Source organism: Helicobacter pylori (assembly GCF_017594925.1).
In the GTDB taxonomy this organism is placed as follows: domain Bacteria; phylum Campylobacterota; class Campylobacteria; order Campylobacterales; family Helicobacteraceae; genus Helicobacter; species Helicobacter pylori_DP.
This window is the reverse complement of record NZ_JAALNT010000004.1, coordinates 20651-45236: the sequence shown is the minus strand read 5'-3', so window position 1 is coordinate 45236 and position 24586 is coordinate 20651. Positions and strand designations below refer to the sequence as shown.

The 24586-nt window shown below is 39.3% G+C and carries 28 protein-coding genes and 1 pseudogene; 19 read left to right on the top strand and 10 right to left on the bottom strand.

Annotation, left to right across the window (positions count from 1 at the left end; all coding sequences use genetic code 11):
• Position 1: 1 nt before the first annotated feature.
• Complete coding sequence (gene pdxJ / locus G6069_RS02565; RefSeq protein ID WP_197293284.1) at positions 2-790, bottom strand: pyridoxine 5'-phosphate synthase; 789 nt, start codon at positions 788-790, stop codon at positions 2-4.
• A gap of 135 nt (positions 791-925) precedes the next feature.
• Here pdxJ and wecA point away from each other — a divergent pair.
• From wecA to G6069_RS02545, 4 genes and pseudogenes are all read left to right on the top strand, one after another.
• Positions 926-1935, top strand: a pseudogene (gene wecA, locus G6069_RS02560) (undecaprenylphosphate N-acetylglucosaminyl transferase WecA).
• The gene (lpxF, locus tag G6069_RS02555; RefSeq protein WP_197293283.1) at positions 1932-2528 is read left to right on the top strand and encodes a lipid A 4'-phosphatase; all 597 of its coding nucleotides are present in this window, start codon (positions 1932-1934) and stop codon (positions 2526-2528) included. Before wecA ends, lpxF begins: the two are co-directional and overlap by 4 nt.
• 9 nt (positions 2529-2537) lie before the next feature.
• The gene (locus tag G6069_RS02550) at positions 2538-2966 is read left to right on the top strand and encodes a hypothetical protein (protein ID WP_197293282.1); all 429 of its coding nucleotides are present in this window, start codon (positions 2538-2540) and stop codon (positions 2964-2966) included.
• A 48-nt stretch (positions 2967-3014) separates the two neighbouring features.
• Entirely contained in the window at positions 3015-4133 is a 1119-nt protein-coding gene (locus G6069_RS02545) for a glycosyltransferase family 8 protein (protein WP_197293281.1), read from the top strand.
• Between the two features lie 31 nt (positions 4134-4164).
• On the opposite strand, the gene G6069_RS02540 is transcribed toward G6069_RS02545, so the two are convergent.
• The 4 genes from G6069_RS02540 to ribE are packed head-to-tail and all read right to left on the bottom strand — an operon-like array spanning position 4165 to position 6712.
• Positions 4165-4812, bottom strand: a complete 648-nt coding sequence (locus G6069_RS02540) for an ABC transporter permease subunit (protein WP_000625460.1) — start codon at positions 4810-4812, stop codon at positions 4165-4167.
• A 1-nt stretch (position 4813) separates the two neighbouring features.
• On the bottom strand, positions 4814-5797 hold the full coding sequence (locus G6069_RS02535) for a methionine ABC transporter ATP-binding protein (RefSeq protein ID WP_197293280.1): 984 nt from the start codon (positions 5795-5797) through the stop codon (positions 4814-4816).
• 21 nt (positions 5798-5818) lie between these two features.
• Positions 5819-6091: a FlhB-like flagellar biosynthesis protein gene (locus G6069_RS02530; RefSeq protein WP_151236982.1), complete on the bottom strand. Its 273-nt coding sequence runs from the start codon at positions 6089-6091 to the stop codon at positions 5819-5821.
• The gene (ribE, locus tag G6069_RS02525) at positions 6092-6712 is read right to left on the bottom strand and encodes a riboflavin synthase (protein ID WP_197293279.1); all 621 of its coding nucleotides are present in this window, start codon (positions 6710-6712) and stop codon (positions 6092-6094) included.
• Positions 6713-6786: 74 nt separating this feature from the next.
• Between ribE and G6069_RS02520 the strand changes: the two genes are divergently transcribed.
• The 9 genes from G6069_RS02520 to mrdA all read left to right on the top strand — a co-directional run bounded on the left by G6069_RS02520 (position 6787) and on the right by mrdA (position 14137).
• Positions 6787-7551, top strand: coding sequence for a TatD family hydrolase (locus tag G6069_RS02520; protein WP_197293278.1), 765 nt, complete (start codon positions 6787-6789; stop codon positions 7549-7551).
• Between the two features lie 88 nt (positions 7552-7639).
• Complete coding sequence (locus G6069_RS02515; protein ID WP_000044471.1) at positions 7640-8758, top strand: lytic transglycosylase domain-containing protein; 1119 nt, start codon at positions 7640-7642, stop codon at positions 8756-8758.
• The gene (locus G6069_RS02510; RefSeq protein ID WP_197293277.1) at positions 8758-9702 is read left to right on the top strand and encodes a septal ring lytic transglycosylase RlpA family protein; all 945 of its coding nucleotides are present in this window, start codon (positions 8758-8760) and stop codon (positions 9700-9702) included. The genes G6069_RS02515 and G6069_RS02510 overlap by 1 nt, the downstream gene beginning before the upstream one ends.
• Positions 9699-10193, top strand: a complete 495-nt coding sequence (locus G6069_RS02505) for a KdsC family phosphatase (protein WP_197293276.1) — start codon at positions 9699-9701, stop codon at positions 10191-10193. Before G6069_RS02510 ends, G6069_RS02505 begins: the two co-directional genes overlap by 4 nt.
• Positions 10168-10761: a hypothetical protein gene (locus G6069_RS02500; RefSeq protein ID WP_108297730.1), complete on the top strand. Its 594-nt coding sequence runs from the start codon at positions 10168-10170 to the stop codon at positions 10759-10761. Before G6069_RS02505 ends, G6069_RS02500 begins: the two co-directional genes overlap by 26 nt.
• Positions 10761-11312 (top strand): lipopolysaccharide transport periplasmic protein LptA, encoded by a 552-nt coding sequence (lptA, locus tag G6069_RS02495; RefSeq protein WP_197293275.1) that lies wholly within the window; start codon positions 10761-10763, stop codon positions 11310-11312. The genes G6069_RS02500 and lptA overlap by 1 nt, the downstream gene beginning before the upstream one ends.
• Positions 11309-11935: a ribosome biogenesis GTP-binding protein YihA/YsxC gene (gene yihA, locus G6069_RS02490; RefSeq protein WP_021173482.1), complete on the top strand. Its 627-nt coding sequence runs from the start codon at positions 11309-11311 to the stop codon at positions 11933-11935. The genes lptA and yihA overlap by 4 nt, the downstream gene beginning before the upstream one ends.
• A gap of 11 nt (positions 11936-11946) precedes the next feature.
• Positions 11947-12390, top strand: a complete 444-nt coding sequence (locus G6069_RS02485) for a hypothetical protein (RefSeq protein ID WP_079353348.1) — start codon at positions 11947-11949, stop codon at positions 12388-12390.
• On the top strand, positions 12371-14137 hold the full coding sequence (gene mrdA / locus G6069_RS02480; RefSeq protein ID WP_197293274.1) for a penicillin-binding protein 2: 1767 nt from the start codon (positions 12371-12373) through the stop codon (positions 14135-14137). The genes G6069_RS02485 and mrdA overlap by 20 nt, the downstream gene beginning before the upstream one ends.
• Before the next feature lie 435 nt (positions 14138-14572).
• Here mrdA and G6069_RS02475 read toward each other — a convergent pair whose 3' ends face one another.
• Both G6069_RS02475 and G6069_RS02470 read right to left on the bottom strand, forming a co-directional pair.
• Positions 14573-15388, bottom strand: coding sequence for a MetQ/NlpA family ABC transporter substrate-binding protein (locus G6069_RS02475; protein WP_197293273.1), 816 nt, complete (start codon positions 15386-15388; stop codon positions 14573-14575).
• 145 nt (positions 15389-15533) lie between these two features.
• Positions 15534-16130 (bottom strand): peroxiredoxin, encoded by a 597-nt coding sequence (locus G6069_RS02470; protein ID WP_197293272.1) that lies wholly within the window; start codon positions 16128-16130, stop codon positions 15534-15536.
• A gap of 241 nt (positions 16131-16371) precedes the next feature.
• Between G6069_RS02470 and G6069_RS02465 the strand changes: the two genes are divergently transcribed.
• Entirely contained in the window at positions 16372-17373 is a 1002-nt protein-coding gene (locus tag G6069_RS02465; protein ID WP_197293271.1) for an ABC transporter substrate-binding protein, read from the top strand.
• A gap of 23 nt (positions 17374-17396) precedes the next feature.
• Here the strand turns inward: G6069_RS02465 and G6069_RS02460 are convergent, their stop codons facing one another.
• Positions 17397-18563, bottom strand: a complete 1167-nt coding sequence (locus tag G6069_RS02460; RefSeq protein ID WP_197293270.1) for an FtsW/RodA/SpoVE family cell cycle protein — start codon at positions 18561-18563, stop codon at positions 17397-17399.
• Between the two features lie 216 nt (positions 18564-18779).
• Here G6069_RS02460 and flgB point away from each other — a divergent pair, with 216 nt between their 5' ends.
• From flgB to G6069_RS02435, 5 genes are all read left to right on the top strand, one after another.
• Positions 18780-19202: a flagellar basal body rod protein FlgB gene (flgB, locus tag G6069_RS02455; RefSeq protein WP_000347746.1), complete on the top strand. Its 423-nt coding sequence runs from the start codon at positions 18780-18782 to the stop codon at positions 19200-19202.
• A 13-nt stretch (positions 19203-19215) separates the two neighbouring features.
• Positions 19216-19701 (top strand): flagellar basal body rod protein FlgC, encoded by a 486-nt coding sequence (gene flgC, locus G6069_RS02450; protein ID WP_000480093.1) that lies wholly within the window; start codon positions 19216-19218, stop codon positions 19699-19701.
• A gap of 127 nt (positions 19702-19828) precedes the next feature.
• Positions 19829-20158, top strand: coding sequence for a flagellar hook-basal body complex protein FliE (gene fliE / locus G6069_RS02445; RefSeq protein WP_197293269.1), 330 nt, complete (start codon positions 19829-19831; stop codon positions 20156-20158).
• A gap of 23 nt (positions 20159-20181) precedes the next feature.
• Complete coding sequence (locus G6069_RS02440) at positions 20182-20307, top strand: transcriptional regulator (protein WP_197293268.1); 126 nt, start codon at positions 20182-20184, stop codon at positions 20305-20307.
• 6 nt (positions 20308-20313) lie between these two features.
• Entirely contained in the window at positions 20314-22161 is a 1848-nt protein-coding gene (locus G6069_RS02435) for a peptidoglycan D,D-transpeptidase FtsI family protein (RefSeq protein ID WP_197293267.1), read from the top strand.
• 419 nt (positions 22162-22580) lie between these two features.
• On the opposite strand, the gene tsf is transcribed toward G6069_RS02435, so the two are convergent.
• Positions 22581-23648, bottom strand: coding sequence for a translation elongation factor Ts (tsf, locus tag G6069_RS02430; protein ID WP_197293266.1), 1068 nt, complete (start codon positions 23646-23648; stop codon positions 22581-22583).
• Positions 23648-24442, bottom strand: coding sequence for a 30S ribosomal protein S2 (rpsB, locus tag G6069_RS02425; protein WP_000258276.1), 795 nt, complete (start codon positions 24440-24442; stop codon positions 23648-23650). The genes tsf and rpsB overlap by 1 nt, the downstream gene beginning before the upstream one ends.
• Between the last annotated feature and the right edge of the window lie 144 nt (positions 24443-24586).

Below are 24586 nucleotides of genomic sequence, written 5' to 3'. Positions count from 1 at the left end.
TTTATCGCTTAATAAGTTGCGCCATTTCTAAAATCGCTTTTTCTAAGCCCACTAAAACCGCTTTTGAAACCACGCTATGCCCGATATTAAGCTCTCTTAAAGAGGGGATTTTTAGCAATTCTTTCACGTTAGAATAATTCAACCCATGCCCAGCACATGCCACAATACCCATAAAAAACGCTTCTTTGCTCATTCTCCTTAATTGCAAAAAGGCGTTGTGCAATTCTTCTTTCAGTTCTTTAGGGCTTTTGTCTTTGAGCGCGCTAATGGCATGGATTTGATTGTTAGCGTTAGAATACAAAGCGTTGTGCAAATTCGCATACACCCCAGTGTGGAACTCCACTTGCTTGACTTGATGCTCCCTTGCAAAATGCAAAGCGTCTTTTAAAGGATCAACAAACAAAGACACTTCAATGCCCTTATTGTGATACGCTCTAATAACCTCTTCTAAACCCTTTAATGAACAATCCAACCCCCCCTCTGTCGTAACCTCATTTCTATTTTCAGGAACGATTGTAACCTTACTCGGCTTATTTTTTAAAGAGCATAAAAAATCAGTGATTGCTGCATTGATAGAGCATTCAATGTTGATAGGCAAGGGGCTTATTTCAAGCAGCCTCAAAACATCTTCATTTTGAATGTGTCGTCTGTCTTCTCGCAAATGAATGGTGATTAAATCCACTTTATGGGTGTTTTTAGCGATGAATAGGGCTTCTAAAATCTCAGGCTCATAAGTCTTTCTTATCTCTCTTAAAGTAACAATGTGATCAATATTCAATCCAAAACGCATGGCTATCCTTTATTTTATAATAATGATTTTTGGAATTGTAACATAAAACCCACCTCTTACACCTATAAGATTTTATCATCAAGCTATCTTTTGCTATAATACCCAAAACAAAATGCCAATTAAATCCAATAAAAAGTGTTGTGGGTGCTATATTTTTTAACCAGTTTATTTATTTGCTCTTTGATTATTTTGTGGTCTAAAAAATCCATGCTCTTTGTGGATAACGCTAATAAAATCCAAGGCTTTCATCATGCAAGAACCCCACGAGCCGGGGGGCTTGGGATCTTTCTTTCTTTTGTGTTAGCTTATCTTTTTGAGCCTTTTGAAGCGCCTTTTAAGGGGTTCTTTGTTTTTTTGGGTTTGTTATTGGTGTTTTTAAGCGGTTTTTTAGAAGACATTAACCTTTCATTAAGCCCCAAAATACGCCTTATTTTACAAGCCGTAGGGGTCGTTTGCATCATCTCATCAACGCCTTTAGTGGTGAGCGATTTTTCGCCCCTTTTTAGCTTGCCTTATTTTATCGCTTTTTTATTCGCTATCTTTATGCTAGTGGGTATCAGTAACGCTATTAATATCATTGATGGGTTTAACGGGCTTGCATCAGGGATTTGCGCAATTACGCTTTTAGTCATTCATTATATAGACCCTAGCAGTTTGTCTTGTTTGCTGGCTTACATGGTGCTTGGGTTTATGGTGTTAAATTTCCTTTTAGGAAAGATTTTTTTAGGCGATGGGGGGCGTATTTTTTGGGTTTGGTGTGCGGGATTTCCCTTTTACATTTGAGTTTAGAGCAAAAAATCAGCGTGTTTTTTGGATTAAATTTAATGCTTTATCCGGTCATAGAAGTGCTTTTTAGTATCCTTAGGCGCAAAATAAAACGCCAAAAAGCCACCATGCCAGATAACTTGCATTTGCACACCCTTTTATTTAAATTCTTGCAACAACGCTCTTTAAATTACCCCAACCCTTTATGCGCGCTTATTCTTATTCTGTGCAACCTGCCTTTTATTTTAATAAGCGTCTTTTTCCGCTCAAACGCTCACGCGCTCATTGTCATTAGCCTGGTCTTTATCGCATGCTATTTAATAGGCTATGCTTATTTGAACAGGCAAGTTTATGCTTTAGAAAAGCGAGCGTTTCAATGAAAAAACTCAAAAGTCTTTTTTTGATCCTGCTCTTATGGGTCTATCCTTTAAGGAGTGAGCCAATCAATGAGGGGGCATACATTTTAGAAGAAATTGGCGATGTGCTTAGGTTTTTGCCTATTTTTGTAGGCACGGTCAGTTTGGCGATGCGCGATTATAGAGGGTTAGGGGAATTAGCGGTCGGCACATTGGTTACTCAAGGAGTGATTTATGGCCTTAAAGGAGCTTTTAGCAACGCCCATAAAGATGGGGCTAAAGTGGGATTTGCTAAACGCCCGTGCTGTAATTCTTGGAGAGGCATGCCAAGCGGGCATGCTGGGGGGGTGTTTAGCGCGGCTGGGTTTGTGTATTACCGCTACGGGTGGAAGCCGGCTCTTCCTGTGATCGCTCTTGCAATACTCACTGATGCCAGCAGAGTGGTGGCAGGACAACACACGATCTTGCAAGTTACGATCGGCAGCCTTATCGCATGGGGGTTTGCTTACTTATTCACTTCACGCTACAAACCCAAGCAATGGATGCTCTATCCTGAAATTTCTAGCGATTTTAAGGGCAGTAGCCGCTATGGGGTGAGCTTTTCTTATCAATGGTAAAGGGATAAAGTGCTAAAAAAGTTATTGCTCATTTCGCTTTTTTTAGGGTTTTTAAGAGCAGAAGGCGAACATTATGAAATCATCGTTGAGCTTTCAAAGGCTTTTGTGAAAGCCAAAGACGCTTTTATTGCGATCGATAAAACCTATAAAACCTGTGTTAAAACCGGGCATGATCGCACCCAAATACGCCTTCAAAGCGCTTTTTTAGAGGACTTGTCTCAAACAGAACAGCAATTTGATGGTTATTTTGAGAAGGATTTTAAAAGCGTAGAAGTTTTAAAAACCTTGCTTAAAGGCATCCAATCGTTAGAAAAAACTTCCAACAAGCTTGCATGCATTACCCCAAAAAACGCTCAAAATTTTGAAATTTTAGAGGGAGCGATAACCCAAATCATAGACTTAGAAAAACAGATGGATAAATTTATCAATAAAAACTAACATAAGCTATGATATAGTTTATTTTCACAGAATCTCCAAGGAAAATTGATGCAACATGAAATCCCTATTGCCTTTGCCTTTGATAAAAACTACCTAAAAACAGGGGCTGTGGCTCTCTACTCTTTATTGCATGCCCATCGTGCAGTTGAAGGGGTATTTTTCAGTATCTATGTATTCTATAGCGGTTTGAATGAAGATGATTTAAACAGGCTCCAAGAAACTATCAAGCCTTTCAAACATTTTGCCGCTTTAAAATGCCAAGATATTAGCGCCACTCTTGATTCTTTGCCCACTATCACGGATAGCGCATGGGTTAATCGCTATTCTAGAATGATTTTGGTCAAATACCTTCTCCCTAGTCTATTCCCCCAATACAGCAAAATGATTTGGTCTGATGTGGATGTGGTGTTTTGCAGAACTTTCGCTGATGATTTTATCGCTTTAGACACAAGCGAATCTTTTCATTTGAGTGGTGTGATAAGTTTAGTATCACAATCAGTTACAGAGGGATTTTGGTTTTGCAATTTGGATTACATGCGAGAGCACTCTTTCACCCAACAAGTCTTAGAAAAATTTAAAATTCAAGCAATGCGTCCATGTTTTAAAGAACCTACATTAATACACCATTTGCATGCTTATATTAAAGAACTTCCCTTACACTATTGCGTTCTGCCTTATTATTATCAAGAAGAACTTGATGATTTGAGACATAAAGCTTCCTTACCCATTCGGTTTGAAATCATCCACCAAGACAAACCCAATGAGTTTATCTATCGCCAGCGAATCCCCTATGAGATCTCTCAAATTCAAGACATTCTTTCAAACCCTATTATCATGCACTATGAATCTGATAAAGATGCTCTTGGAATCTACAATGGCAAACCTTGGGAGTTCCCTTTGGGGAATCAATACCACCTGTGGTTAGAGATGCTTGCACACACTCCATTTTGGAAAGACTTCACTCTGGAAATGCAAAAAAAACGCATAGAATACCGAGATATTGCTCAAAAAATCCATTATTTTTCTCAAGACAAGCATCTCTATGAAGTGAGCATACGCTCCATTAAAGTTTTTGCATCTCATTACTATAATTTAGTGGTTAAAGAACGATGGTCTAAACCAATAAAAACTTTCTTTCAAAAAAATTTTTTTCAAAAAAAGTTCTAATTTGTTGGAATCACAGGGCGAAACCAAATCCCTAATACTTATGCTTTCTCAGGCGTTTCACCACATAATCCCCTACGCTTTGAATGATTTGCACCAAAACAATAATCACGACCACCGCATAAAAAAGCACATCACCCCTATAACTTTGATAGCCAATCCTAATAGCTAAATCCCCCAAGCCCCCAGCCCCTAACGCTCCTGCCATAGCCGAATAGCCTATTAAAGAAATTAAGGTGATGGTGATGTTATTCGCTAAAGAGGGCAGGCTCTCTAAAAGCATCATTTTAACGACTTCCAAATGAGACGCTCCCAAACTTAAAGTGGTTTCAATCTTGCCATGCTCTACTTCCATTAAAGAATTTTCAAAAAGCTTTGCGACAAAAGGAATGGCTGAAATGGCTAGCGGGATAATGCTCGCGCTAGAGCCAATGCTTGTGCCAATCAAAAAGCGCGATAAAGGCAAGAGCAAAATAATGAGAATGATAAAAGGGAAAGAGCGAGTCATGTTGATAGAAGTGTCTAAAATCTTATGCAAAAGGGGTTTGTTTAACAAATGCCCTTTTTTACTCACTAACAATAAAACCCCCAAAGGCAAGCCAAAAACAACCGCCAAAAAGCTCGCTACAAACACCATATAAAGCGTTTCTAGCGTAGCTTGAATGAGCATTTGAGAAATCATTTTAATCCTTTAATTTTTCCACTTGTAAGCCTAAAGCGTTTAGATACTCTAAAGCCCTTTGAGTCTCTGCAACACTGCCTAAAAACCGCACTACTAAATACCCTATATCTTTAGTCGTAAGCTCTTCAATATTTCCTGAAATGATACTCACGTCTATTTTAAAACGCCTAATCAAATTAGAAATGATCGGCTCGTCTAAATGCTCCCCTAAAAACACGATGCGATAAACATCTTGCGATTTTTGATCCCCATGCTCGTTTTTGATGCCAAGCAATTCCTTAGTAACGGCATGTTTAGGGTTAGCAAAAATTTCTTCCACTGAGCCTCTTTCCACGATTTCGCCGCTGCTGATCACACACATTTGATTGCACAATTCTTTAACCACTTCAATTTCATGCGTGATGAAAACGACACTCAAATCAAGCTTTTTTTGAATGCCGCTTAAAAGCGTTAAAATAGAATGCGTGGTTTTAGAATCCAGCGCGGATGTGGCTTCATCGCAAAGCAACAAATCAGGGCAATTCGCTAAACTCCTAGCGATTGCCACTCGTTGTTTTTGCCCACCGCTGAGCTGTTTAGGATAAAAATGCATTTTATCTTCTAACCCCACTAATTCCAACAATTCATGCACCCTGGATTTGATCTTAGTTTTTTTCCATCGGGCGATTTCTAAAGCGAAAGCGACGTTTTCAAACACGTTTTTAGCGCTCAATAAATTGAAATGTTGGAAAATCATGCCTATTTTTTGGCGCGCTTTTTGCAATTCTTTAGGCTTTAATTTTAACAGATTGACCCCATTGACTAAAACTTCGCCAGAACTAGGACGCTCTAAACAATTAATCAAGCGAATGAGCGTGGATTTCCCCGCCCCTGAATAGCCTATCACACCCAAAATATCGCCTTTTTTCAATTCCAAATTCACGCCTTTTAGAGCATGGAATCCGTTTTCATAAATCTTTTCAATGTTTTTTAATTCTACTACCATCGTTTTAACTTTACATCCCGATCACTTGGACATTTGCGCGTTATTTTCCACGCTATTGAGCCATAAAAACACTTGCACCACGCTCTCATACAATTCTTCAGGTATCGCGCAATCTAATTCCACTTTCAAAAGCAAATCCACCAGCATGGGGTTAGAAAAGAGCGCTATATCGTATTCCTTAGCTTTTTGAATGATCCTTTTAGCCACTTCGCCCACCCCGCTTGCGATCACTTTTGGGGCATGATCTTGCCCCATGTTATAGGCTAGAGCGGCGGCTTTTATGGTTTTATTCATCTAATACCCTAAAGTCAAAGAATCCGCGTCATTCCAAGAGAAATTTTTTTCAAACCCTTTTGTTTTTTTCAAAATAGACGCAACGCTGCGAACCAACATGTCCGTTTCAATATTCACGCGCCGTTTGAGTTTATAAGTCTTAAAAAGGGTGTTTTCTAAAGTGTAAGGGATAATCGTTAGCCAAAACCCCTTTTCTTCTACCTTGCTTAAAGTCAAACTCACCCCATCAATGGCGATAGAACCTTGCTCAACGCACAACAAAAGCGTTTCTTCAGAAGTGCTGATGAAAAAATCCACTTGATTAGCGTTGTGAATGATTTTTTCAATGACCCCGATAGCGTCAATATGCCCTTGCACAAAATGCCCATCCAAACTCGCATCGGCTTTTAAGGCTGGCTCAATATGGACTAAATCCTTGTAATTTTCTAACGCTACGCTGTTTTGGGTTTTTTGGCTCAATTCCACACTAAAATGCGTTTTTGAACTTTCTATGGCGGTCAAACACGCCCCATTAATCGCAATGCTGTCGCCAAGCTTGGGATTGAGATCGCTCTCTATGCTTAAAATATTGTTGTGGAAACTTTTCACTTTAGCTATTTGATTGATTAGACCGCTGAACATCGTTAATGATTATTTTCCTTATGTTAAAATGCTTAAATATTGTAACATATTAAATAAAACCATAGGATAAAAGCATGTTTATTGATACGCATTGCCATTTGGATCACAGGGATTATGAAAACGATTTAGAAGAAGTGTTAAAAGAAAGCCTGGAAAAAGGCGTTACTCAATGCGTGATTCCGGGTGCGGACATGAAGGATTTGAATAGAGCAATAGAGATTAGTGAAAAATTTGAAGGCGTGTTTTTTGCCATAGGCGCTCACCCTTATGATGTGGAGAGTTTTGATGAAAGCCTGTTTGAAAAGTTTGTTGGGCATCAAAAATGCGTGGCGATAGGCGAATGCGGGCTGGATTACTACCGCTTGCCTGAATTGAATGAAAGAGAGGATTATAAAAGCAAGCAAAAAGAAGTTTTCACCAAACAGATTGAATTTTCTATCCAACACAACAAGCCCTTGATCATCCACATCAGAGAGGCGAGTTTTGATAGTTTGAATCTTTTAAAAAGCTATCCTAAGGCTTTTGGGGTGTTGCATTGCTTTAACGCTGATGGCATGCTTTTGGAATTAAGCGATCGTTTTTATTACGGGATAGGAGGGGTTAGCACTTTTAAAAACGCTAAAAGATTGGTAGAGATCCTCCCTAAAATCCCTAAAAACAGGCTTCTTTTAGAAACGGATTCGCCTTATTTGACCCCACACCCTTTTAGAGGCACCAGAAATAGCCCTACCTATATCCCTTTAATCGCTCAAAAAATTGCCGAAATCATCAACATAGAGACTGAAGAGCTCGCTTCTTTAAGCACGCATAACGCTCAAACGCTCTTTAGTTTCCCCTGAAAATAAGGCTGTGTTAGAAAGCGTTATTCAAGTTTAGTTATAATCAAGGCTATTTTAAAAGCTGAATAGCTATAGTTATCAGGATACGATGTCAAAAAGAATGAAGTGTTTTAGTCAAAAATGGTTGGTTTTTTTTGTTACCCTTTTATTGGCTTCTTTAGGCCATGCGAAAATGGCTTTTGAATCTAATATTGACACCAAAGCGCTAGAGGCTTTTGGGGTTAATGCGAGCTTTTTATCCCAAATGCCAAACGCTTTAAAAAAAATGAATGAAGAAGAGGAATGGAAAAGACTTGTCAAAAGATTTGATGTGAATTACCAGTTCATCCCTATCATCAAAAACATGCTCATAGAAGCGAGCGTGCCGCAAGAATTTTTGTTTTTAGCCATGGCAGAGTCTAAATTTTCATCAAGGGCTTATAGCAGGAAAAAAGCGGTAGGGATTTGGCAATTCATGCCAAGCACGGCTAAAGAATTAGGGCTTAAGGTCAATCATTACATTGACGAAAGAAGAGACCCCATTAAAAGCACTCAAGCAGCAATCACTTACTTGAAACGGCTCTACAAACAAACCGGGGAATGGTATTTGGTCGCTATGGCGTATAATTACGGCTTACGCAAGGTTCAAAACGCTATTAAAGCCGCCGGCACTTCGGATATTAAGATTTTGCTGGATGAAGATAAAAAATACCTCCCTAAAGAGACACGAGAGTATATCCGCTCCATTCTAAGCCTGGCGTTGAAATTCAACAGCCTAGACAACCTCAAAGATAAAGAATATCTGCTCAATCGTGGGGCGAGGGTGAGTTTAGTGGGCGTCCCGTTTAAAAGGCACACTTCTTTAATCCAAGTGGCCAAAAATTTGAATTTGAGTTTAGAAACCTTAAAATCCTACAACCACCAATTCCGCTATAACATTCTGCCTTCTAAAGACCCCACTTATACCATTTATATCCCTTATGAAAAACTCGCCCTTTTCAAACAACGCCAGCTCAAACAAAATAAAAGCATTCAAGCCAGTTCAAAAAGCCCTTTTATCACCCATGTGGTCTTGCCTAAAGAAACCTTATCTTCTATCGCTAAACGCTATCAAGTCAGTATTTCCAGTATCCAATTAGCCAATAATCTCAAAGATTCTAATATTTTTATCCACCAGCGCTTAATCATACCCACTAACAAAAAATTACTCGCTACAAGGGAATTTTAATGGGTTTGGCGTTAAAAAAAGTTTGTTTTTTAGGCGTCATTTTTTTGATTAGCGCTTGTGCGGTTAAAAAAGAGGGAATAAAGAATTTGTCTTACAAGCATGAAAGCTTGCGTGCTTATGAAAACGCTAAAGACTATGACCCGACAACCAAAAAAGCCACCTATAAGCGCAATTTTTTTGAACGCCATTTCAAACACCACTCCGATTCGCAAGATAGCAATACAAAACAACCCCTAGATAACGGCATGCGCGATTCTAGTGCGATCCAAAGAGCCACCATGCGCCCTTATCAAGTGGGGGGCAAGTGGTATTACCCCACTAAAGTGGATTTAGGCGAAAAATTTGATGGCGTTGCGAGCTGGTATGGCCCCAACTTCCATGCCAAAAAAACCAGTAATGGGGAAATTTATAACATGTATGCCCATACCGCCGCGCACAAGACTTTACCCATGAACACCGTGGTGAAAGTCATCAATGTTGATAATAACTTAAGCACCATTGTGCGCATTAATGATAGAGGGCCTTTTGTGAGCGATCGCATCATTGATCTGTCTAATGCGGCCGCTAGGGATATTGACATGGTTAAAAAAGGCACAGCCAGCGTGCGTCTTATTATTTTGGGCTTTGGTGGGGTTATCTCCACGCAATACGAACAATCCTTTAACGCCAGCTCTTCAAAGATCTTACACAAGGAATTTAAAGTCGGCGAGAGCGAAAAAAGCGTGAGCGGAGGGAAATTTTCTTTACAAATGGGGGCTTTTAGAAACCAAATAGGTGCTCAAACTTTAGCGGATAAATTGCAAGCAGAGAATAAAAATTACAGCGTCAAGGTTGCCTTTAAAGACGATTTGTATAAAGTTTTAGTTCAAGGGTTTCAAAGCGAAGAAGAGGCTAGGGATTTTATGAAAAAATATAACCAGAATGCGGTTTTAACGAGAGAATGATTAAGTTATTGCTTTTAGATGTGGATGGCACGCTCACAGACGGGTCGTTGTATTTTGATGAAAATTTTCACGAGTTCAAGGCTTTCAATGTCAAAGACGGGCTTGGCATGGTGCTATGGCAAAAATTAGGCAAAAAAATCGCTATCATTACAGGAAGAACTTCAATCATGGTGAAAAAACGCATGGAGAGTTTGGGCGTTCAGTTTGTTTTTATGGGCGTTGAAAATAAAAGCGTGGTTGTGGAGCGGCTCAAAAAAGACTTGCAATTGAGTGCGCAAGAAATCGCATGCGTAGGCGATGATTATAACGATTTAGGCATGTTTAAGGCATGCGCTTTGAGTTTCGCTCCTTTTGATGCGCACCCCTTGCTTAAAAGCAAAGCTTATAAAGTGTTGCAAAATTCAGGGGGCAAGGGGGCCGTTAGGGAAGCGATTGATTATCTTTTAACATTAGAAGGCTTGCAAGATGAAGCGCTCAAGCTTTACCTCTAATAGCGTTTTAAACTTTTTTGTGGTTTTGTCTTTCATCACGATAGGGCTAGTTTTTTTCTTTTTGCGTTCCCAACCCACTAGCGTGGTCTCTAAAGAAAATATCCCTAAAATTGAATTAGAAAATTTTAAAGCGTTTCAAATCAACGATAAAATCCTTGATCTGTCCATAGAAGGCAAAAAAGCTCTACAATACGATGATTACGAGATCTTTTTTGATTCCAAAATCAAGCGCTATGATGAAGACATGATAGAAAGCGTTGAATCCCCCAAAGCCAAACGGCAGCAGGATTTGTATTTCTTCCCTAATGGGGTTACTTACAAAAGAAGCGATGATTCTAGTTTTTGGAGTGAAACAGGGATTTACAACCATAAAGAGCAAAACTTTAAAGGCAAGGGCCGTTTCATTCTCACTTCAAAGGATAGTAAGATTGAAGGGCTTGACATTTCCTATTCACATGCATTAGCTATTATTGAAGCTCAAAGCATTCAAGCCAATTTGTTTTTAGATGAAATCAAACAAAGCCAGAAAGAAAAGAAAAAACTTCCCACTTTCAAAGGAGGGTTTTAATGCGTTGGTGGTGTTTTTTGGTGTGTTGTTTGAGCGTTTTAAGCGTGATGGACGCTCAAAAATTAGAGAATAAAGGCTTGAAAAAAGAAAAAGAGCTTTTAGAAATTACCGGCAACCAATTTGTAGCGAACGACAAAACCAAAACCGCCGTTATTCAAGGCAATGTGCAGATCAAAAAAGGTAAAGACCGGTTGTTTGCGGATAAGGTGAGCGTGTTTTTAAACGATAAACGAAAGCCAGAACGCTATGAAGCCACAGGGAACACGCATTTTAACATCTTTACAGAGGATAATCGTGAAATCAGCGGGAGTGCTGACAAGCTCATTTATAACGCGCTGAATGGGGAATACAAATTATTGCAAAATGCGGTGGTTAGAGAAGTGGGGAAATCCAATGTCATCACCGGTGATGAAATCATTTTAAACAAAACTAAGGGTTATGCTGATGTGTTGGGGAGCGCGAAACGGCCCGCTAAATTCGTATTTGATATGGAAGATATTAATGAAGAAAATCGTAAGGCTAAATTGAAGAAGAAAGGCGAAAAACCATGATCGCCATTAAAGACGCTCATTTTCTCACTTCTTCAAGCCAACTTTTTCAATGCCCTGCGAGCTTGACTTCTGAGATGGTGATTTTAGGGCGCAGCAATGTAGGCAAAAGCTCGTTTATTAATACCTTGTTGGGGAAAAATCTCGCCAAAAGTTCAGCAACGCCTGGAAAAACCCGTTTAGCGAATTTTTTTTCCACCACTTGGGAAGATAAAGAAAACGCCTTAACGACCACTTTTAATGTGATTGATTTGCCCGGGTTTGGCTACGCTAAAGTTTCTAAAAGCCTGAAAAAAGAATGGGAGGGGTTTTTATGGGAATTGTTGAGCGTTAGGGTTTCTATCAAACTTTTTATCCATTTAGTGGATGCGCGCCATTTGGATTTAGAAATTGACAAAAACGCTAAAGAAAACATTCAAGCCCTTTTAAGGCCCGATCAAGCCTACCTTTCTCTTTTTACGAAATTTGACAAGTTGAATAAAAACGAGCAACACCGCCTTTTTTTAAACGCTCCTAAACCTTTTTTAATCAATACCACCCATTTTAACGCTCTTTCTTCAAAATACCCAACCCTTGAAATAGTGCGCCAAACCCTTTTAAAATACTTGCTCACTAACCCCTTATAAGCCACAAAACCATGCTCTCTTTAAAACAAGATTCCTTTTTTTTCTTATGCTTAGGAATCTTTGGTTTTTATTTTTATAGCCTTTTGAGAGACTTAATGCCTTTTTTACCCCCAATGATTGGGTTTTTATTCTTGTTTTATGCGAAAAAATACGATCGTTTTTTACCCAATTTGAGCGTGTTTGGTTGTTTGTTTTGGTTTGAAAGCATGCATTTAAAGACTTTAGGCGTTTTGGCTTTATTGTTTTTAATCTACCATCAAATCATCTATAAAAACTCTTTAAAGCTTTTTAATGACGGCTTTTTATTCAAAACTTTGCATGTCTTTTTGGTTTATTACCTCTATTTATCGCGCTTTTTTTCGGTGTCTTTGGATTTGAAGATACTCGGTTTTCTCGCTCTTTTTGCGTTCATAGAGAGCGCTTTGTGGGGTTTGTATGAAAAATCTTCGCTATAAGCTTTTACTCTTTGTTTTTATAGGGTTTTGGGGGTTATTGGTTTTAAATTTATTTATTCTAAGCGTTAAAAATCAAGAATACTATGAAAAACTGGCTGAACGAAACATGACCAAAAAGGAATTTTTAGTCCCTACAAGGGGCAATATTACAGACAGAAATGATGAGTTTTTAGCCCTTAATGAATTGGTGTTTGGCGTGTTTTTGCCTAGCGGATTGAAACAAAAAGAGCTTTTAGAAAAAATTGAAATCATCCAAAAGTTTTTTCCTAACTTTTCCAAAGAAACGCTTTTAAACGATTACCAAAAAGAAAATTCGCTTTATAACCACAACCTCATTAAAGTGGTGGGTCTCATTCCTTATGCCACCATGCAACCTCTTTATACCAAACTCATCCAAACTCAAGGCATTTTTGTGCTGCCTTTAGACAAGCGCTACTACCCTAATAACGCTTTAGCTTCGCATGTTTTAGGCTATGTGGGGGTGGCAAGCTTGCAAGATTTAAAAGACGATGAAGAGAATCAATACAGCCAGATTGTGGGCAAAACCGGCATTGAAAAAGAATACAACAAACTTTTACAAGGCAGGGTGGGCTATAAAATCATGCGTGTCAATGCGCTCAATCAGGAATTAGCCACTTTAGAAGTAGTGCCGCCAAGCACCAATAACCACTTGCAATTGAGTTTAGACAAACGCTTGCAAAAAGAAGCGGACAAACTCTTTGAAAATAAAAGGGGGGCGATTTTAGTGATGAACGCAGAAAATGGGGAATTGCTCGTTGCAGGAAGTTACCCTGAATACAATTTGAACGATTTTGTAGGCGGGATCAGTCAAGACAAATGGCAAAAACTTCAAGATGATATTTATAACCCCCTACTAAACCGCTTCGCTAACGCTTTGTATCCGCCGGGATCTGTGGTTAAAATGGGTGTGGGGTTAAGCTTTTTGGAAAACCTTCATATCACAGAAAACACCACCATACCCACCCCCCCTTTTATTGAAGTGGGTAAGCGCAAATTCAGAGATTGGAAAAAAACAGGGCATGGCAATTCCAATTTGTATAAAGCCATTAGGGAGTCTGTGGATGTGTATTTTTATAAATTTGGGCTTGAAATCTCTATAGAAAAACTCTCTAAAACCTTAAGGGAAGTGGGCTTTGGGGAAAAAACGGGCGTTGATTTGCCGAATGAATTTGTGGGGATTGTGCCGGATAATTTGTGGAAACTCAAACGCTTCAATCAAGACTGGCGCGTTGGGGACACGCTCATTACCGCTATTGGGCAAGGCTCTTTCTTAGCCACGCCCTTACAAGTGCTAGCCTACACGGGACTCATTGCGACAGGCAAACTGGCGACGCCTCATTTTGCTATCAACAACAAACAACCGCTCAAAGATCCCCTAAATAGTTTTCAAAAAAAGAAGCTCCAAGCCTTGCGCATGGGCATGTATGAAGTGTGTAACCATAAAGACGGCACGGCTTATCATTCCACAAGGGGTTCTAAGGTTACTTTAGCGTGTAAAACCGGCACCGCGCAAGTCGTAGAAATCGCTCAAAACATCGTCAATCGCATGAAAGAAAAGGATATGGAATATTTCCATCGATCCCATGCGTGGATTACGGCATTTTTGCCCTATGAAAAACCCAAATACGCTATCACTATTTTAGTAGAACATGGGGAGGGAGGGTCAAAACTGGGGGGGTTGTTAGTGAAAATGAGCAATAAACTCTATGAGCTTGGCTATCTTTAATAAAATTTTAAACCTTTTCAAAAACACAACCTTCTAAACGCTAAAAACCATTAGCCAACTTGTTTCCAAACTTGTTTCAGCGCTCTATAACTCAGTCTAACGGGTGGTTTAAAACTGGTCTTTATTAAAAACATTCTAAAAGCGTAACTCTAATTGGATTCAGGCTTGCTGTATTTTTGGCTTTATTCTAATCGCATACTGTGACAGCTAAAGCCTTGTTTAATCTTTTAAAGGGATAAGGGGGGGTTATTTTGTGCTATTCCCCCCCCCTTAAGAAATAACGCTTTTAAGAAATTGCCACTTGATTAGTGCAAGCTCTTTTCGTTTTATTTTAAAAATACTCTTAGCGTTTTTAATACTCAATAAGAAAAGAACTTTTGATTAGCACCTATAAAGCACCCCATTCATCTTAAAGATGAATTTTATCCAAATGGCTTAAAAAGCCGGGATAATCGCCCCTTTATAGGTATCCAAAATAAATTTCCTGGTCTTTTCACTTTGTAAGGCTTCAATCAGCGCTTTTATGGCTTCATCTTGCGCGTTATCCTCACGAGCGGCTATTAGATTGGCATAAGGCGAGTCCTTGTCTTCTGAAAATAAGGCTCCGGTGAGTTTTGCTTGCAAGGCATAATTCCCTGTTACAATAGCCCCATCCACATCCCCTAAAACTTTAGGCAATAATGCGGCTTCTAAAGGCTTGATTTTGATGTTGTAAGGATTTTTGACAATATCAAACTCCGTAGCGTATAGATTGCTTGGGTCTTTGAGAGCGATAAGGCCTTGTTTATGGAGTAAAATCAACGCCCTGCCTTGATTGGCCGGATCATTTGGCACGGCAATCACTGAGCCTTTTTTAAGGTTTTTAATGTCTGTGATTTTTTGAGAATAAAATCTTAAAGGCTCCACATGGATATTGGCCAAACCAACAAGGTGCATTTTTCTGTCCAAATTAAACCGATCCAAATAAGGGCGGTGCTGGAAGTAATTCGCGTCTAAAGAGCCGTCATTGAGCGCTAAATTAGGCAACACATAATCGGTAAAAGACACGATCACTAATTTGATCCCTTTCTTTCTCAAATCGTCCACGACTGATTGCAAGATTTGCGCATGCGGCACAGGGTTAGCGCCCACTTTAAGCTCACGAGTGATTTTGTGGTCTTCTTTTTTTTCTTTGTGGTGTTTGGCGTCCAAAAGGTTAAAAAAACCTAAAACAATAGCGGTTACGCAAATAATACGCTTGAATATGTTCATAAAAAACCCTTTATTAAAAAAAATAATTCAAAAATGATAAAAAGATAAAACGATACGAAAATTTTAGAAACTGGCAAAGAATAAAAAGAAAAGGATTCAACCAAGAAAAACGAAGTTTCTCTTGATCAAACAGCGAATTGAACCATTAAAGGTTAATGGAATTTTCTTTAAGATATTCTGCAACGCCTTCATGGGTAGCTTTCATACCTTTATCGCCTTTTCTCCAGCCTGCTGGGCATACTTCACCATGTTCTTCAAAGTGCAAGAGAGCGTCTACCATGCGAAGCATTTCATCTGCATTCCTACCCAATGGCAAGTCATTGATCACTGCGTGTCTTACTTTCATGTTTTTGTCAATCAAAAAAGCTCCTCTCAAAGCGATCGCTTCTTCAAACAACACATCATAGTCTCTAGAAATGCTTTTGGTAATATCAGCTACCATAGGGAAAGTTACTTGACCGATACCGCCTTTTTCTACAGGGGTGTTTTTCCATGCAAAATGCACTTGTTCGCTGTCAATAGACACGCCAATCACATTAAAGCCTTTTTCGTGGAAGTCTTTCACTCTTTTGTCAAACGCAATGATTTCTGTAGGGCATACAAAAGTAAAATCTTTTGGCCAAAAGAAAAGAATCGCACCGTTCTTACCCAAATTTTTAGAAAGCTCAAAGTGTTCATCAACCTCATTGTTTCCCAAAACGGCAGGTGCTTTAAAATCCGGGGCAAGTTTTGTAACTAACATATCGTAACTCCTTAAGTGTTTTAAAATTTTGTTGGATCAAAATTAAACCTAAAACAGATTTAATTTTATTATGCTTTCCACTCAATCAGCGGAAACATGGTGGAGTATATTCTTAAAAAGTTAATGAAAAGATATTTCCTTTTAAATTTTAAGATTTTGTGAAAAAAAGTTTCATTTTTACTGCTTATATTTCCTTGAATAGTGTTATAATCGCTTCATAAATCATACGAAAGGAATTGTTATGCTAATCGCTCGCTTTAAAAAAGCTTTAATCTCTTATTCTTTAGGTGCACTCATTGTTTCATCGTTGTTAGGCGTGGCTAGTGCTTCAGTGCAAGAAGTCAAAGTCAAGGATTATTTTGGGGATCAAGCCATCAAGCTTCCTGTTTCTAAAATAATCTACTTGGGTAGCTTTGCAGAAGTGCCTGCCATGTTCCATACTTGGGATAGGGTCGTGGGCATTTCGGATTACGCTTTTAAATCTGATATTGTTAAAGCCACTCTCAAAGATCCTAAACGCATTAAATCCATGAGTAGTGATCATGTGGCGGCGTTGAATGTGGAGCTTTTAAAAAAGCTTGGTCCCGATCTTGTGGTAACCTTTGTGGGCAACCCTAAAGCCGTAGAGCATGCGAAAAAATTTGGTATATTATTTCTTTCTTTCCAAGAAAAAACCATTGCAGAAGTCATGGAAGATATTGACGCTCAAGCTAAAGCCTTAGAAGTTGATGCTTCTAAAAAACTGGCCAAAATGCAAGAAACTTTGGATTTTATTGCTGAGCGTTTGAAAGGCGTTAAAAAGAAAAAGGGCGTGGAGCTTTTCCATAAAGCCAATAAGATCAGTGGTCATCAAGCCCTTGATTCAGACATTTTAGAAAAAGGGGGCATAGACAATTTTGGCTTGAAATACGTCAAATTCGGGCGCGCTGACATTAGCGTGGAAAAAATCGTTAAAGAAAACCCTGAAATCATTTTCATTTGGTGGGTAAGCCCACTCACGCCTGAAGACGTGTTAAACAACCCCAAATTTTCCACTATTAAGGCCATTAAAAACAAGCAAGTTTATAAACTCCCCACAATGGATATTGGCGGTCCTAGAGCCCCACTCATTAGCTTGTATATCGCTTTAAAAGCCCACCCTGAAGCGTTTAAGGGCGTGGATATTAATGCGATGGTGAAAGATTATTATAAGGTGGTTTTTGATTTGAATGACGCAGAAGTTGAACCTTTCTTGTGGCATTGATTTTAAAAAAAGGGCGATATTTTTTAGCCTTTGGTGTATCGTGCTAGGCTTAGAACAAGCCCTATAGCGATACAATTCGCTAGAAGCGAACTCCCTCCATAGCTCAAAAACGGCACCGCTAGACCTTTAACCGGAAGAATCCCGCCCACCCCAAAGGCGTTGATCACCAAAGAAAAACTAATAAGCAGCACCACGCCCACGCAAAATAGCGAATATTTTGGCTCTTTCAAGCGGTTAGCGATCCTAAAAATCAAAACAATCAAAACAGAAAACAAAATAAAACAAACGCATAACCCCAAAAAACCCCATTCTTCGGCGATCCCAGCTAAGACCATGTCCGTATGCACTTCGCTCAAAAACCCAAGCTTGATTTGCCCTAGCCCAAGCCCTTGCCCAAACAACCCCCCATTATGCATGGCATTGCCTGCATGAAAGACCTGATAGGATTCGGGCAAGTCGCTTATTCTAAGAGCGTTCGCTAATCTATCCGGCAAAAGCGTGAAAAGCGAATTTTGCAAATTAGACCACCACAATTTTAGGCGCAAAATCCTATGAGCGCTTGTAACAATCGCTAAAACGCTGATCGCAAACGCCCCTGAAATAATCAAGCCAAACAAATGCGCGCTCCCCCCAGAAAAAACCAACAACACCGCTAAAACCGCCCCCAAAAGAACGATCTGCCCCAAATCATTTTGCAAAACCCCTACCCCAATCGCTAAGGCTACAAACACCACCGAATAAGGCACAAAAGTGATCAGTTCTTCTTTGACATTAGCCTTTTCTTTTGCCACAAAGGTGCGGGACAAACTCCACGCAAGAAAAAAGGTGAAACCAATCTTTAAAAACTCCAAAGGCGCTAGAGAGAAAAACCCCAAACGAATCCATCGCTTCGCCCCCCCTGCACTACTGGAAAGGCTTTCTGGCAAAAAAAACATGCCAATAATGAGTAATGGTGGGACAAAAAGAAGAAAAAACCCCAAACGGCTAAACCACTTGCTAGGATCAACCCTAGACAACCCCCACATGATGACAATCCCTATGATCGCGCTTAAAAGCTGGCGTATGAAAAAATGGAATTCCCCATAATGATACAGCACCACTGTGGTGTAAGTTGAGAGCGAATAGCTCATCAATACCCCCAAAAAAATCAATAGCGAAGCGCAAAAAAACAGGTTTCTGTCTGTAGTCATTAGGATTTCCTTATTTTGGTTTTTAAATAGGCGTTCTCTTAAGGTATTTTAGGGGTATTTTACACTATAATGGCTCTGAATTGGCTTATCGCTCAAGCTTAAGCATGCTTTGAAATTGATCGCATTCTTTAATGAAAAAGCGAGAAAAAAGCGAGCCAATTTTGGAATGCTTTTTGCATGCTACAAATTTGCAAGGGTTTAAAAAAAGGGTTTTGTATGGATTTTTCTAAAGCGTTTGGGTTGGTTTATAAAGCGTTGGATTATAGGGCTTTAAGGCAGGATATGATCGCTTCTAACATCGCTAATGTGGATACCCCTTTTTATAGGCCAAAGGATTTGGATTTTGAAAGCGTTTTAGCGGAGAAAAAAGCAGAAATTTTTGAAAACCAATCCAGTAAAGTTTTGCCATTAGCCCACACTAACCCTAGGCATTTAGACTTTGAAAATAGCGCTAAAGATGGGGCGAGCCTTTTTTTTAGAGACGGGCATTTGGCTAAAAATGATGGCAACAGCGTGGATTTAGACATAGAAACGAGTGAAATGGGCAAGAACTCCACCATGTATTTAGCCTTGAGTTCGGCCTTAAAAAAGTATCGAGGCGTGATCAATTACGCCATTGACTCTAGTAAGAATTTATAATTAGGAGAAAAGCATGTTTTTATCTTCTTTTGATATTAGCGGTTATGGCTTGTCCGCCCAACGCTTAAGGGCTAATTTGATTTCTTCTAATATCGCTAACGCTAACACCACGCGCACGAGTGAAGGAGGCCCTTATAGGAGGCAAGAAGCGGTGTTTAAGGCTTTTGATTTCAATGAGATTTTAAACCAAAAAATCGCCCAAAACAATCAAATTACCCCCTATGAAGACCCCTTAGATGAAGGCGATGACAACCCCTTAATCCCTATCACAAGCGTGGTGGTGGATAAGATTGTGCGCGATGATAGCGAGCCGTTAATGAAATACGATCCCAGCCACCCTGACGCTAACGCTCAAGGCTATGTGGCTTACCCCAATGTGAATGCGGTGGTTGAAATGGCGGATTTAGTGGAAGCGACTAGAGCTTATCAAGCCAATGTTGCAGCCTTTCAAAGCGCTAAAAACATGGCACAAAACGCGATAGGTATGTTACAAACATGAATGATTTGTAACAATTTATGGTAGTATAAGAAAATTTAGGTAGTATTAGCCAAAGATCAGTAGAATACAGAAATGAATAAGATATTTAATAGAGTTAAATTTTTAAAAAAGAGCTTAAGGAGGTTCTATGCAAGCCATACACAATGATAAAAGCTTATTGAGTCCTTTCTCTGAGCTTAACACGGACAACAGGACTAAAAGAGAAGAATCAGGTAGCACCTTTAAAGAACAAAAAGGTGGGGAGTTTTCCAAACTCTTAAAGCAATCCATCAATGAGCTTAACAACACTCAAGAGCGGTCTGATAAAGCCTTAGCGGATATGGCGACAGGGCAAATCAAAGACTTGCACCAAGCGGCTATCGCCATAGGGAAGGCTGAAACGAGCATGAAACTCATGCTTGAGGTGCGCAACAAAGCGATTAGCGCTTATAAAGAGCTTTTAAGAACGCAGATCTAGCCTCTTAAGTGGCTTCTCTTTAAATGATCGCTTGGTCCTTTTTAAAGAGAGGGTTCATTGTTGCTACACCCCCTTTTAACGGATTTTACCATCAAAAATTCATGCTCTCATGCGTTGTGAAAATCCAACGCTACGCCATTTTCAAGTAAGCGTTCATGGATAATAAAAACATTGATCCCAATTTCAACCCAGAGCAATTTTTAGAAACCCAAAAATACAAGGGTTCTGTTACGGCTTTAATCTTTTTATTGCTTTTTATCATTTTTTTAATGGTGGCTTTTAAAAAAGCTTTTTTTGCCCAAGCCAACATGCCTAATCTGGTGATGAGCAAACAAGATGTTGCCACTAGAGGGACTATCTATAGTCAAGACAACTACAGCCTGGCCGCTTCGCAAACCCTTTTCAAACTGGGCTTTGATACAAGGTTTTTAAACCCGGATAAAGAAGATTTTTTCATTGATTTCCTTTCTATTTATAGCAATATCCCTAAAAACTCCCTAAAAGATGCGATCAACACGAAAGGCTACACGATTTTAGCCTATGATCTCACGCCCAATATGGCCGCTAATATTAGGGACTTGAATAAGAAATTTTTAGCCTTTGGGGTTTTCCAAAATTTCAAAGACGCGCACGATAAGGTGTGGCAAAAGCAAGGGCTAAACATTGAAGTGAGCGGCGTTTCTAGGCATTACCCTTATCAAAATAGCCTAGAGCCAATCATTGGCTATGTGCAAAAACAAGAAGAAGACAAGCTCACTTTAACTACCGGTAAAAAAGGCGTTGAAAAATCTCAAAATCATTTGCTTAAAGCCCAACAAAATGGCATAAGAACAGGCAAAAGGGATGTGAGTTTTAACTTTATCCAAAACCACTCTTACACAGAAGTTGAGCGCCTTGATGGCTATGAGGTGTATTTGAGCGTTCCTTTAAAACTCCAAAGAGAAATTGAAACCCTATTGGATAAAACCAAAGACAAACTCAAGGCTAAAGAAATCCTAGTGGGCATCATTAACCCTAAAAGCGGGGAAATTTTATCGCTAGCTTCAAGCAAGCGCTTCAATCCTAACGCCATTAAAACCAGCGATTATGAAAGCTTGAATTTGAGCGTTGCCGAAAAGGTTTTTGAGCCAGGCAGCACGATCAAACCCATTGTTTATTCCTTGCTGTTAGACAAGAATTTGATCAACCCTAAAGAACGCATTGATTTAAACCATGGCTATTACCAATTAGGAAAATACACCATTAAAGACGACTTTATCCCTAGTAAAAAAGCCGTTGTGGAAGACATTTTGATCCAATCTAGCAATGTGGGCATGATAAAAATCAGCAAAAATCTCAACCCGGAGGATTTCTATAACGGGCTTTTAGGCTATGGATTTTCTCAAAAAACCGGCATTGATTTATCCTTAGAAGCCACAGGAAAGATCCCTCCTTTGTCCGCTTTCAAGCGTGAAGTGTTAAAGGGGAGCGTCTCTTATGGCTATGGGCTGAACGCGACTTTTTTGCAGCTTTTAAGGGCTTATGCGGTGTTTTCTAATGAAGGCAAATTGACTACCCCCTATTTAGTGCAACGAGAAACCGCCCCTAATGGCGATATTTACATCCCTAGCCCCAAACCCACCTTTCAAGTCATCAACCCAAAAAGCGCTAGGAAAATGAAAGAAACCTTAATCAAAGTGGTGCGTTATGGCACAGGCAAAAACGCTCAATTTGAAGGGCTATACATAGGGGGAAAAACCGGAACGGCTAGGGTTGCTAAAAACGGGAGTTATAGCGCGCAGTCCTACAACAGCTCTTTTTTTGGGTTCGCTGAAGATGAAAGGCAGGTTTTTACTATCGGCGTGGTTATCTTAGGCTCGCACGGCAAGGAAGAATATTACGCCAGCAAGATTGCAGCCCCTATTTTTAAAGAAATCACCGAAATTTTAGTGCGTTACAATTATCTATCGCCCTCTATTGCGATTCAAAATGCGTTGGAGAAAAACCGCTTTAAAATAAAATAAAAGGCTCTTTTTAACTCAAACTCCAAAAGTGGTATTAACGCCAAATTTAGAGGACAGATTAGAAAAAATCTGTTTAAGTTAGATTGAACCCAATTAAATAAAATGAGACTTGCATGATCCCTAGAAAGACAATCAAAACTAACCCTTAAACCAAAAAAGAATGCGGATTAACTTGCTATTATAATTTAAACGCAAGGTTTACAATAGGCGAGTGTTCAAAATTTAATCAAATAATGTAAAATTAGAGCGACTATAAACTTGGCAGTATCAACTAGGCTCATTAAAAGGCGAAATTCAAATAATTAGAAGCATAGAGATTGAAAATTACAAAAATTTCAAGCACTTTAAAATGGAAAATTTTAAATAAAGAAAGTTGAAAGGTTAGAAGAAACAACCTTTAAAGGTTGTTTGCTAAAATCTCACTTCATTTGCAAAGCCACTTCTTCAGCGAAATTCTCTGCCTTTTTCTCAATGCCTTCGCCCAATTCAAAACGCACATACTCAGTGATTTTTAAATCATCATTCCATTCTTTGGAACAATCAGCAACCACTTGAGCGATAGTTTTTTTATCGTCCATGACATAGAACTGCCCTAAAAGAGTCAGGCGTTGATCAATAAGGGTGTTATCAGCGATAAACCTTTCCATTTTTCCAGGAACGATTTTATCCCAGATTTTTTCAGGCTTGCCCTGCTCTTTTAGTTCGTTTTCAAAAGCCTTTTTTTGATGGGCTAAAACTTCATCGCTCAATTCAATGCGGCTCCCAAAAGCGGGGATGTTTTTTAAAGGTTTGCCCAAGCGTTTAGCCTCTTCATTGTCTTTTTCAATTTCAGCGATCAAGGCTAAAGTTTCTTTTTTGACAAAATCAAGGCTAAAGTCTTTGCAATCTAGCACTTGAGGTTTCATCGCTGCGGCATGCATAGCGATGTTTCGGGCTAGTTCCACCACTTTTGGAGCGTTTTTCTCATTATCGTATTTTATACCGATTAACACGCCCACTCTGGCGTTAGAATGCGCATAACCATTGATGATATGAGAGCTAGGGGCTTTTAAATGAGCGATTTTTCTCACTAAAATGTTTTCACCAATCACAGCGATTTGAGAGTGCAAATATTCTTCAAAAGGTTTGTTGTCTAACGGGCTTTTAAGCAGTTCTTCTGTGGTATGGATATTGTGGGCTTTGATCGTTTCTAAAGTTTTTTTCACCAATTCCTTAAAGCCCTCATTTTTAGCTACAAAATCCGTTTCGCTATTGATTTCTACCATCATCGCGCTTTTAAAATCAGGCGCTACTTCTAAAGCGACCACGCCCTCAGCAGCGATCCTATCGGCTTTTTTAGCGGCTTTGCTCAAGCCTTTTTCGCGCAAGAAATCAATGGCCTTTTGCAAATCCCCAGCCACTTCCACAAGGGCTTTTTTGCAATCCATCATGCCCGCATCGGTTAAATCCCTTAATTTTTTGACTAATTGAGCGCTAATTCCTGACATTATTCGGCTCCTTGAGTGATTTCTTTTTGGATTTCAGCGAGCATTTCTTCTTTTTCTTCATTGCTCACAAACTCTATCTCTTCGCTATTTTCATCCGCATGGACGATTTCTTCTTGCATGAGTTCTCGCCCCTCTAAAATCGCTTCGCTCATTTCTTTACAAAATAGCCTAATAGAGCGGATCGCATCGTCATTTCCAGGAATGGGGTAATCCACTAAATCAGGATCGCAGTTGGTGTCTAAGGGAGCCACGATAGGGATATGGAGTTTTCTTGCTTCAGCGACAGCGATTTTTTCTTTAGCCACATCAATCACAAAAATCATATCAGGGATTTTTTTCATGTGGCGCACCCCACCAAGATACTTGTCTAGCTTTTCTTTTTTCCTTAAAATCATGAGTTTTTCTTTTTTAGTCAACAAATCAATTTGACCGCTATTTTCCATTTCTTCAATGATTTCTAATTTTCTCACCGATTTTCTAATGGTGCTAAAATTAGTCAGCATGCCACCAAGCCAGCGGTAATTGACATAAGGGACTTGAATGCTTTCAGCAAATTCTTTCAAAGTCTCATTGGCTTGTTTTTTAGTGCCTACAAACATGATGCTCTTGCCTTGAGCGCTCGCATCGCGCACGATATTATAAGTGTATCTAAAGTAGCGCAAAGTTTTTTGCAGATCAATAATATGGATATTTTTCCTAACGCCAAAAATGAATTTTTTGGTTTTAGGATTCCAACGCCTTGTTTGGTGTCCAAAATGCACACCACATTCTAATAAATCTTTCATGGTTACCATGAGAATTCTCCTTAAAGTTATTTTGGTTCTCTTCCTCCATGCTCATTTGATTCTTAAATTTCTTAAGAACACCTAAATACAAGGATTAGCATGTGTGAATTTGACGCTGTCTTTGCCTTTGATTCCTATAAAATGATAGAAAAA

What these genes read in the sequence shown, in the direction of transcription:
- ribE (WP_197293279.1), bottom strand. Translation starts at nt 6,712, where the DNA reads ATGTTCAGCGGTCTAATCAATCAAATAGCTAAAGTGAAAAGTTTCCAC.
- G6069_RS02475 (WP_197293273.1), bottom strand. Translation starts at nt 15,388, where the DNA reads ATGAACATATTCAAGCGTATTATTTGCGTAACCGCTATTGTTTTAGGT.
- G6069_RS02545 (WP_197293281.1), top strand. Translation starts at nt 3,015, where the DNA reads ATGCAACATGAAATCCCTATTGCCTTTGCCTTTGATAAAAACTACCTA.
- G6069_RS02520 (WP_197293278.1), top strand. Translation starts at nt 6,787, where the DNA reads ATGTTTATTGATACGCATTGCCATTTGGATCACAGGGATTATGAAAAC.
- lptA (WP_197293275.1), top strand. Translation starts at nt 10,761, where the DNA reads ATGCGTTGGTGGTGTTTTTTGGTGTGTTGTTTGAGCGTTTTAAGCGTG.
- G6069_RS02500 (WP_108297730.1), top strand. Translation starts at nt 10,168, where the DNA reads ATGAAGCGCTCAAGCTTTACCTCTAATAGCGTTTTAAACTTTTTTGTG.
- G6069_RS02515 (WP_000044471.1), top strand. Translation starts at nt 7,640, where the DNA reads ATGTCAAAAAGAATGAAGTGTTTTAGTCAAAAATGGTTGGTTTTTTTT.
- G6069_RS02485 (WP_079353348.1), top strand. Translation starts at nt 11,947, where the DNA reads ATGCTCTCTTTAAAACAAGATTCCTTTTTTTTCTTATGCTTAGGAATC.
- G6069_RS02535 (WP_197293280.1), bottom strand. Translation starts at nt 5,797, where the DNA reads ATGGTAGTAGAATTAAAAAACATTGAAAAGATTTATGAAAACGGATTC.
- G6069_RS02470 (WP_197293272.1), bottom strand. Translation starts at nt 16,130, where the DNA reads ATGTTAGTTACAAAACTTGCCCCGGATTTTAAAGCACCTGCCGTTTTG.
- flgB (WP_000347746.1), top strand. Translation starts at nt 18,780, where the DNA reads ATGGATTTTTCTAAAGCGTTTGGGTTGGTTTATAAAGCGTTGGATTAT.
- G6069_RS02465 (WP_197293271.1), top strand. Translation starts at nt 16,372, where the DNA reads ATGCTAATCGCTCGCTTTAAAAAAGCTTTAATCTCTTATTCTTTAGGT.
- pdxJ (WP_197293284.1), bottom strand. Translation starts at nt 790, where the DNA reads ATGCGTTTTGGATTGAATATTGATCACATTGTTACTTTAAGAGAGATA.
- lpxF (WP_197293283.1), top strand. Translation starts at nt 1,932, where the DNA reads ATGAAAAAACTCAAAAGTCTTTTTTTGATCCTGCTCTTATGGGTCTAT.
- G6069_RS02435 (WP_197293267.1), top strand. Translation starts at nt 20,314, where the DNA reads ATGGATAATAAAAACATTGATCCCAATTTCAACCCAGAGCAATTTTTA.
- G6069_RS02440 (WP_197293268.1), top strand. Translation starts at nt 20,182, where the DNA reads ATGATCGCTTGGTCCTTTTTAAAGAGAGGGTTCATTGTTGCTACACCC.
- rpsB (WP_000258276.1), bottom strand. Translation starts at nt 24,442, where the DNA reads ATGGTAACCATGAAAGATTTATTAGAATGTGGTGTGCATTTTGGACAC.
- G6069_RS02510 (WP_197293277.1), top strand. Translation starts at nt 8,758, where the DNA reads ATGGGTTTGGCGTTAAAAAAAGTTTGTTTTTTAGGCGTCATTTTTTTG.
- G6069_RS02540 (WP_000625460.1), bottom strand. Translation starts at nt 4,812, where the DNA reads ATGATTTCTCAAATGCTCATTCAAGCTACGCTAGAAACGCTTTATATG.
- yihA (WP_021173482.1), top strand. Translation starts at nt 11,309, where the DNA reads ATGATCGCCATTAAAGACGCTCATTTTCTCACTTCTTCAAGCCAACTT.
- flgC (WP_000480093.1), top strand. Translation starts at nt 19,216, where the DNA reads ATGTTTTTATCTTCTTTTGATATTAGCGGTTATGGCTTGTCCGCCCAA.
- G6069_RS02460 (WP_197293270.1), bottom strand. Translation starts at nt 18,563, where the DNA reads ATGACTACAGACAGAAACCTGTTTTTTTGCGCTTCGCTATTGATTTTT.
- mrdA (WP_197293274.1), top strand. Translation starts at nt 12,371, where the DNA reads ATGAAAAATCTTCGCTATAAGCTTTTACTCTTTGTTTTTATAGGGTTT.
- G6069_RS02505 (WP_197293276.1), top strand. Translation starts at nt 9,699, where the DNA reads ATGATTAAGTTATTGCTTTTAGATGTGGATGGCACGCTCACAGACGGG.
- tsf (WP_197293266.1), bottom strand. Translation starts at nt 23,648, where the DNA reads ATGTCAGGAATTAGCGCTCAATTAGTCAAAAAATTAAGGGATTTAACC.
- fliE (WP_197293269.1), top strand. Translation starts at nt 19,829, where the DNA reads ATGCAAGCCATACACAATGATAAAAGCTTATTGAGTCCTTTCTCTGAG.
- G6069_RS02530 (WP_151236982.1), bottom strand. Translation starts at nt 6,091, where the DNA reads ATGAATAAAACCATAAAAGCCGCCGCTCTAGCCTATAACATGGGGCAA.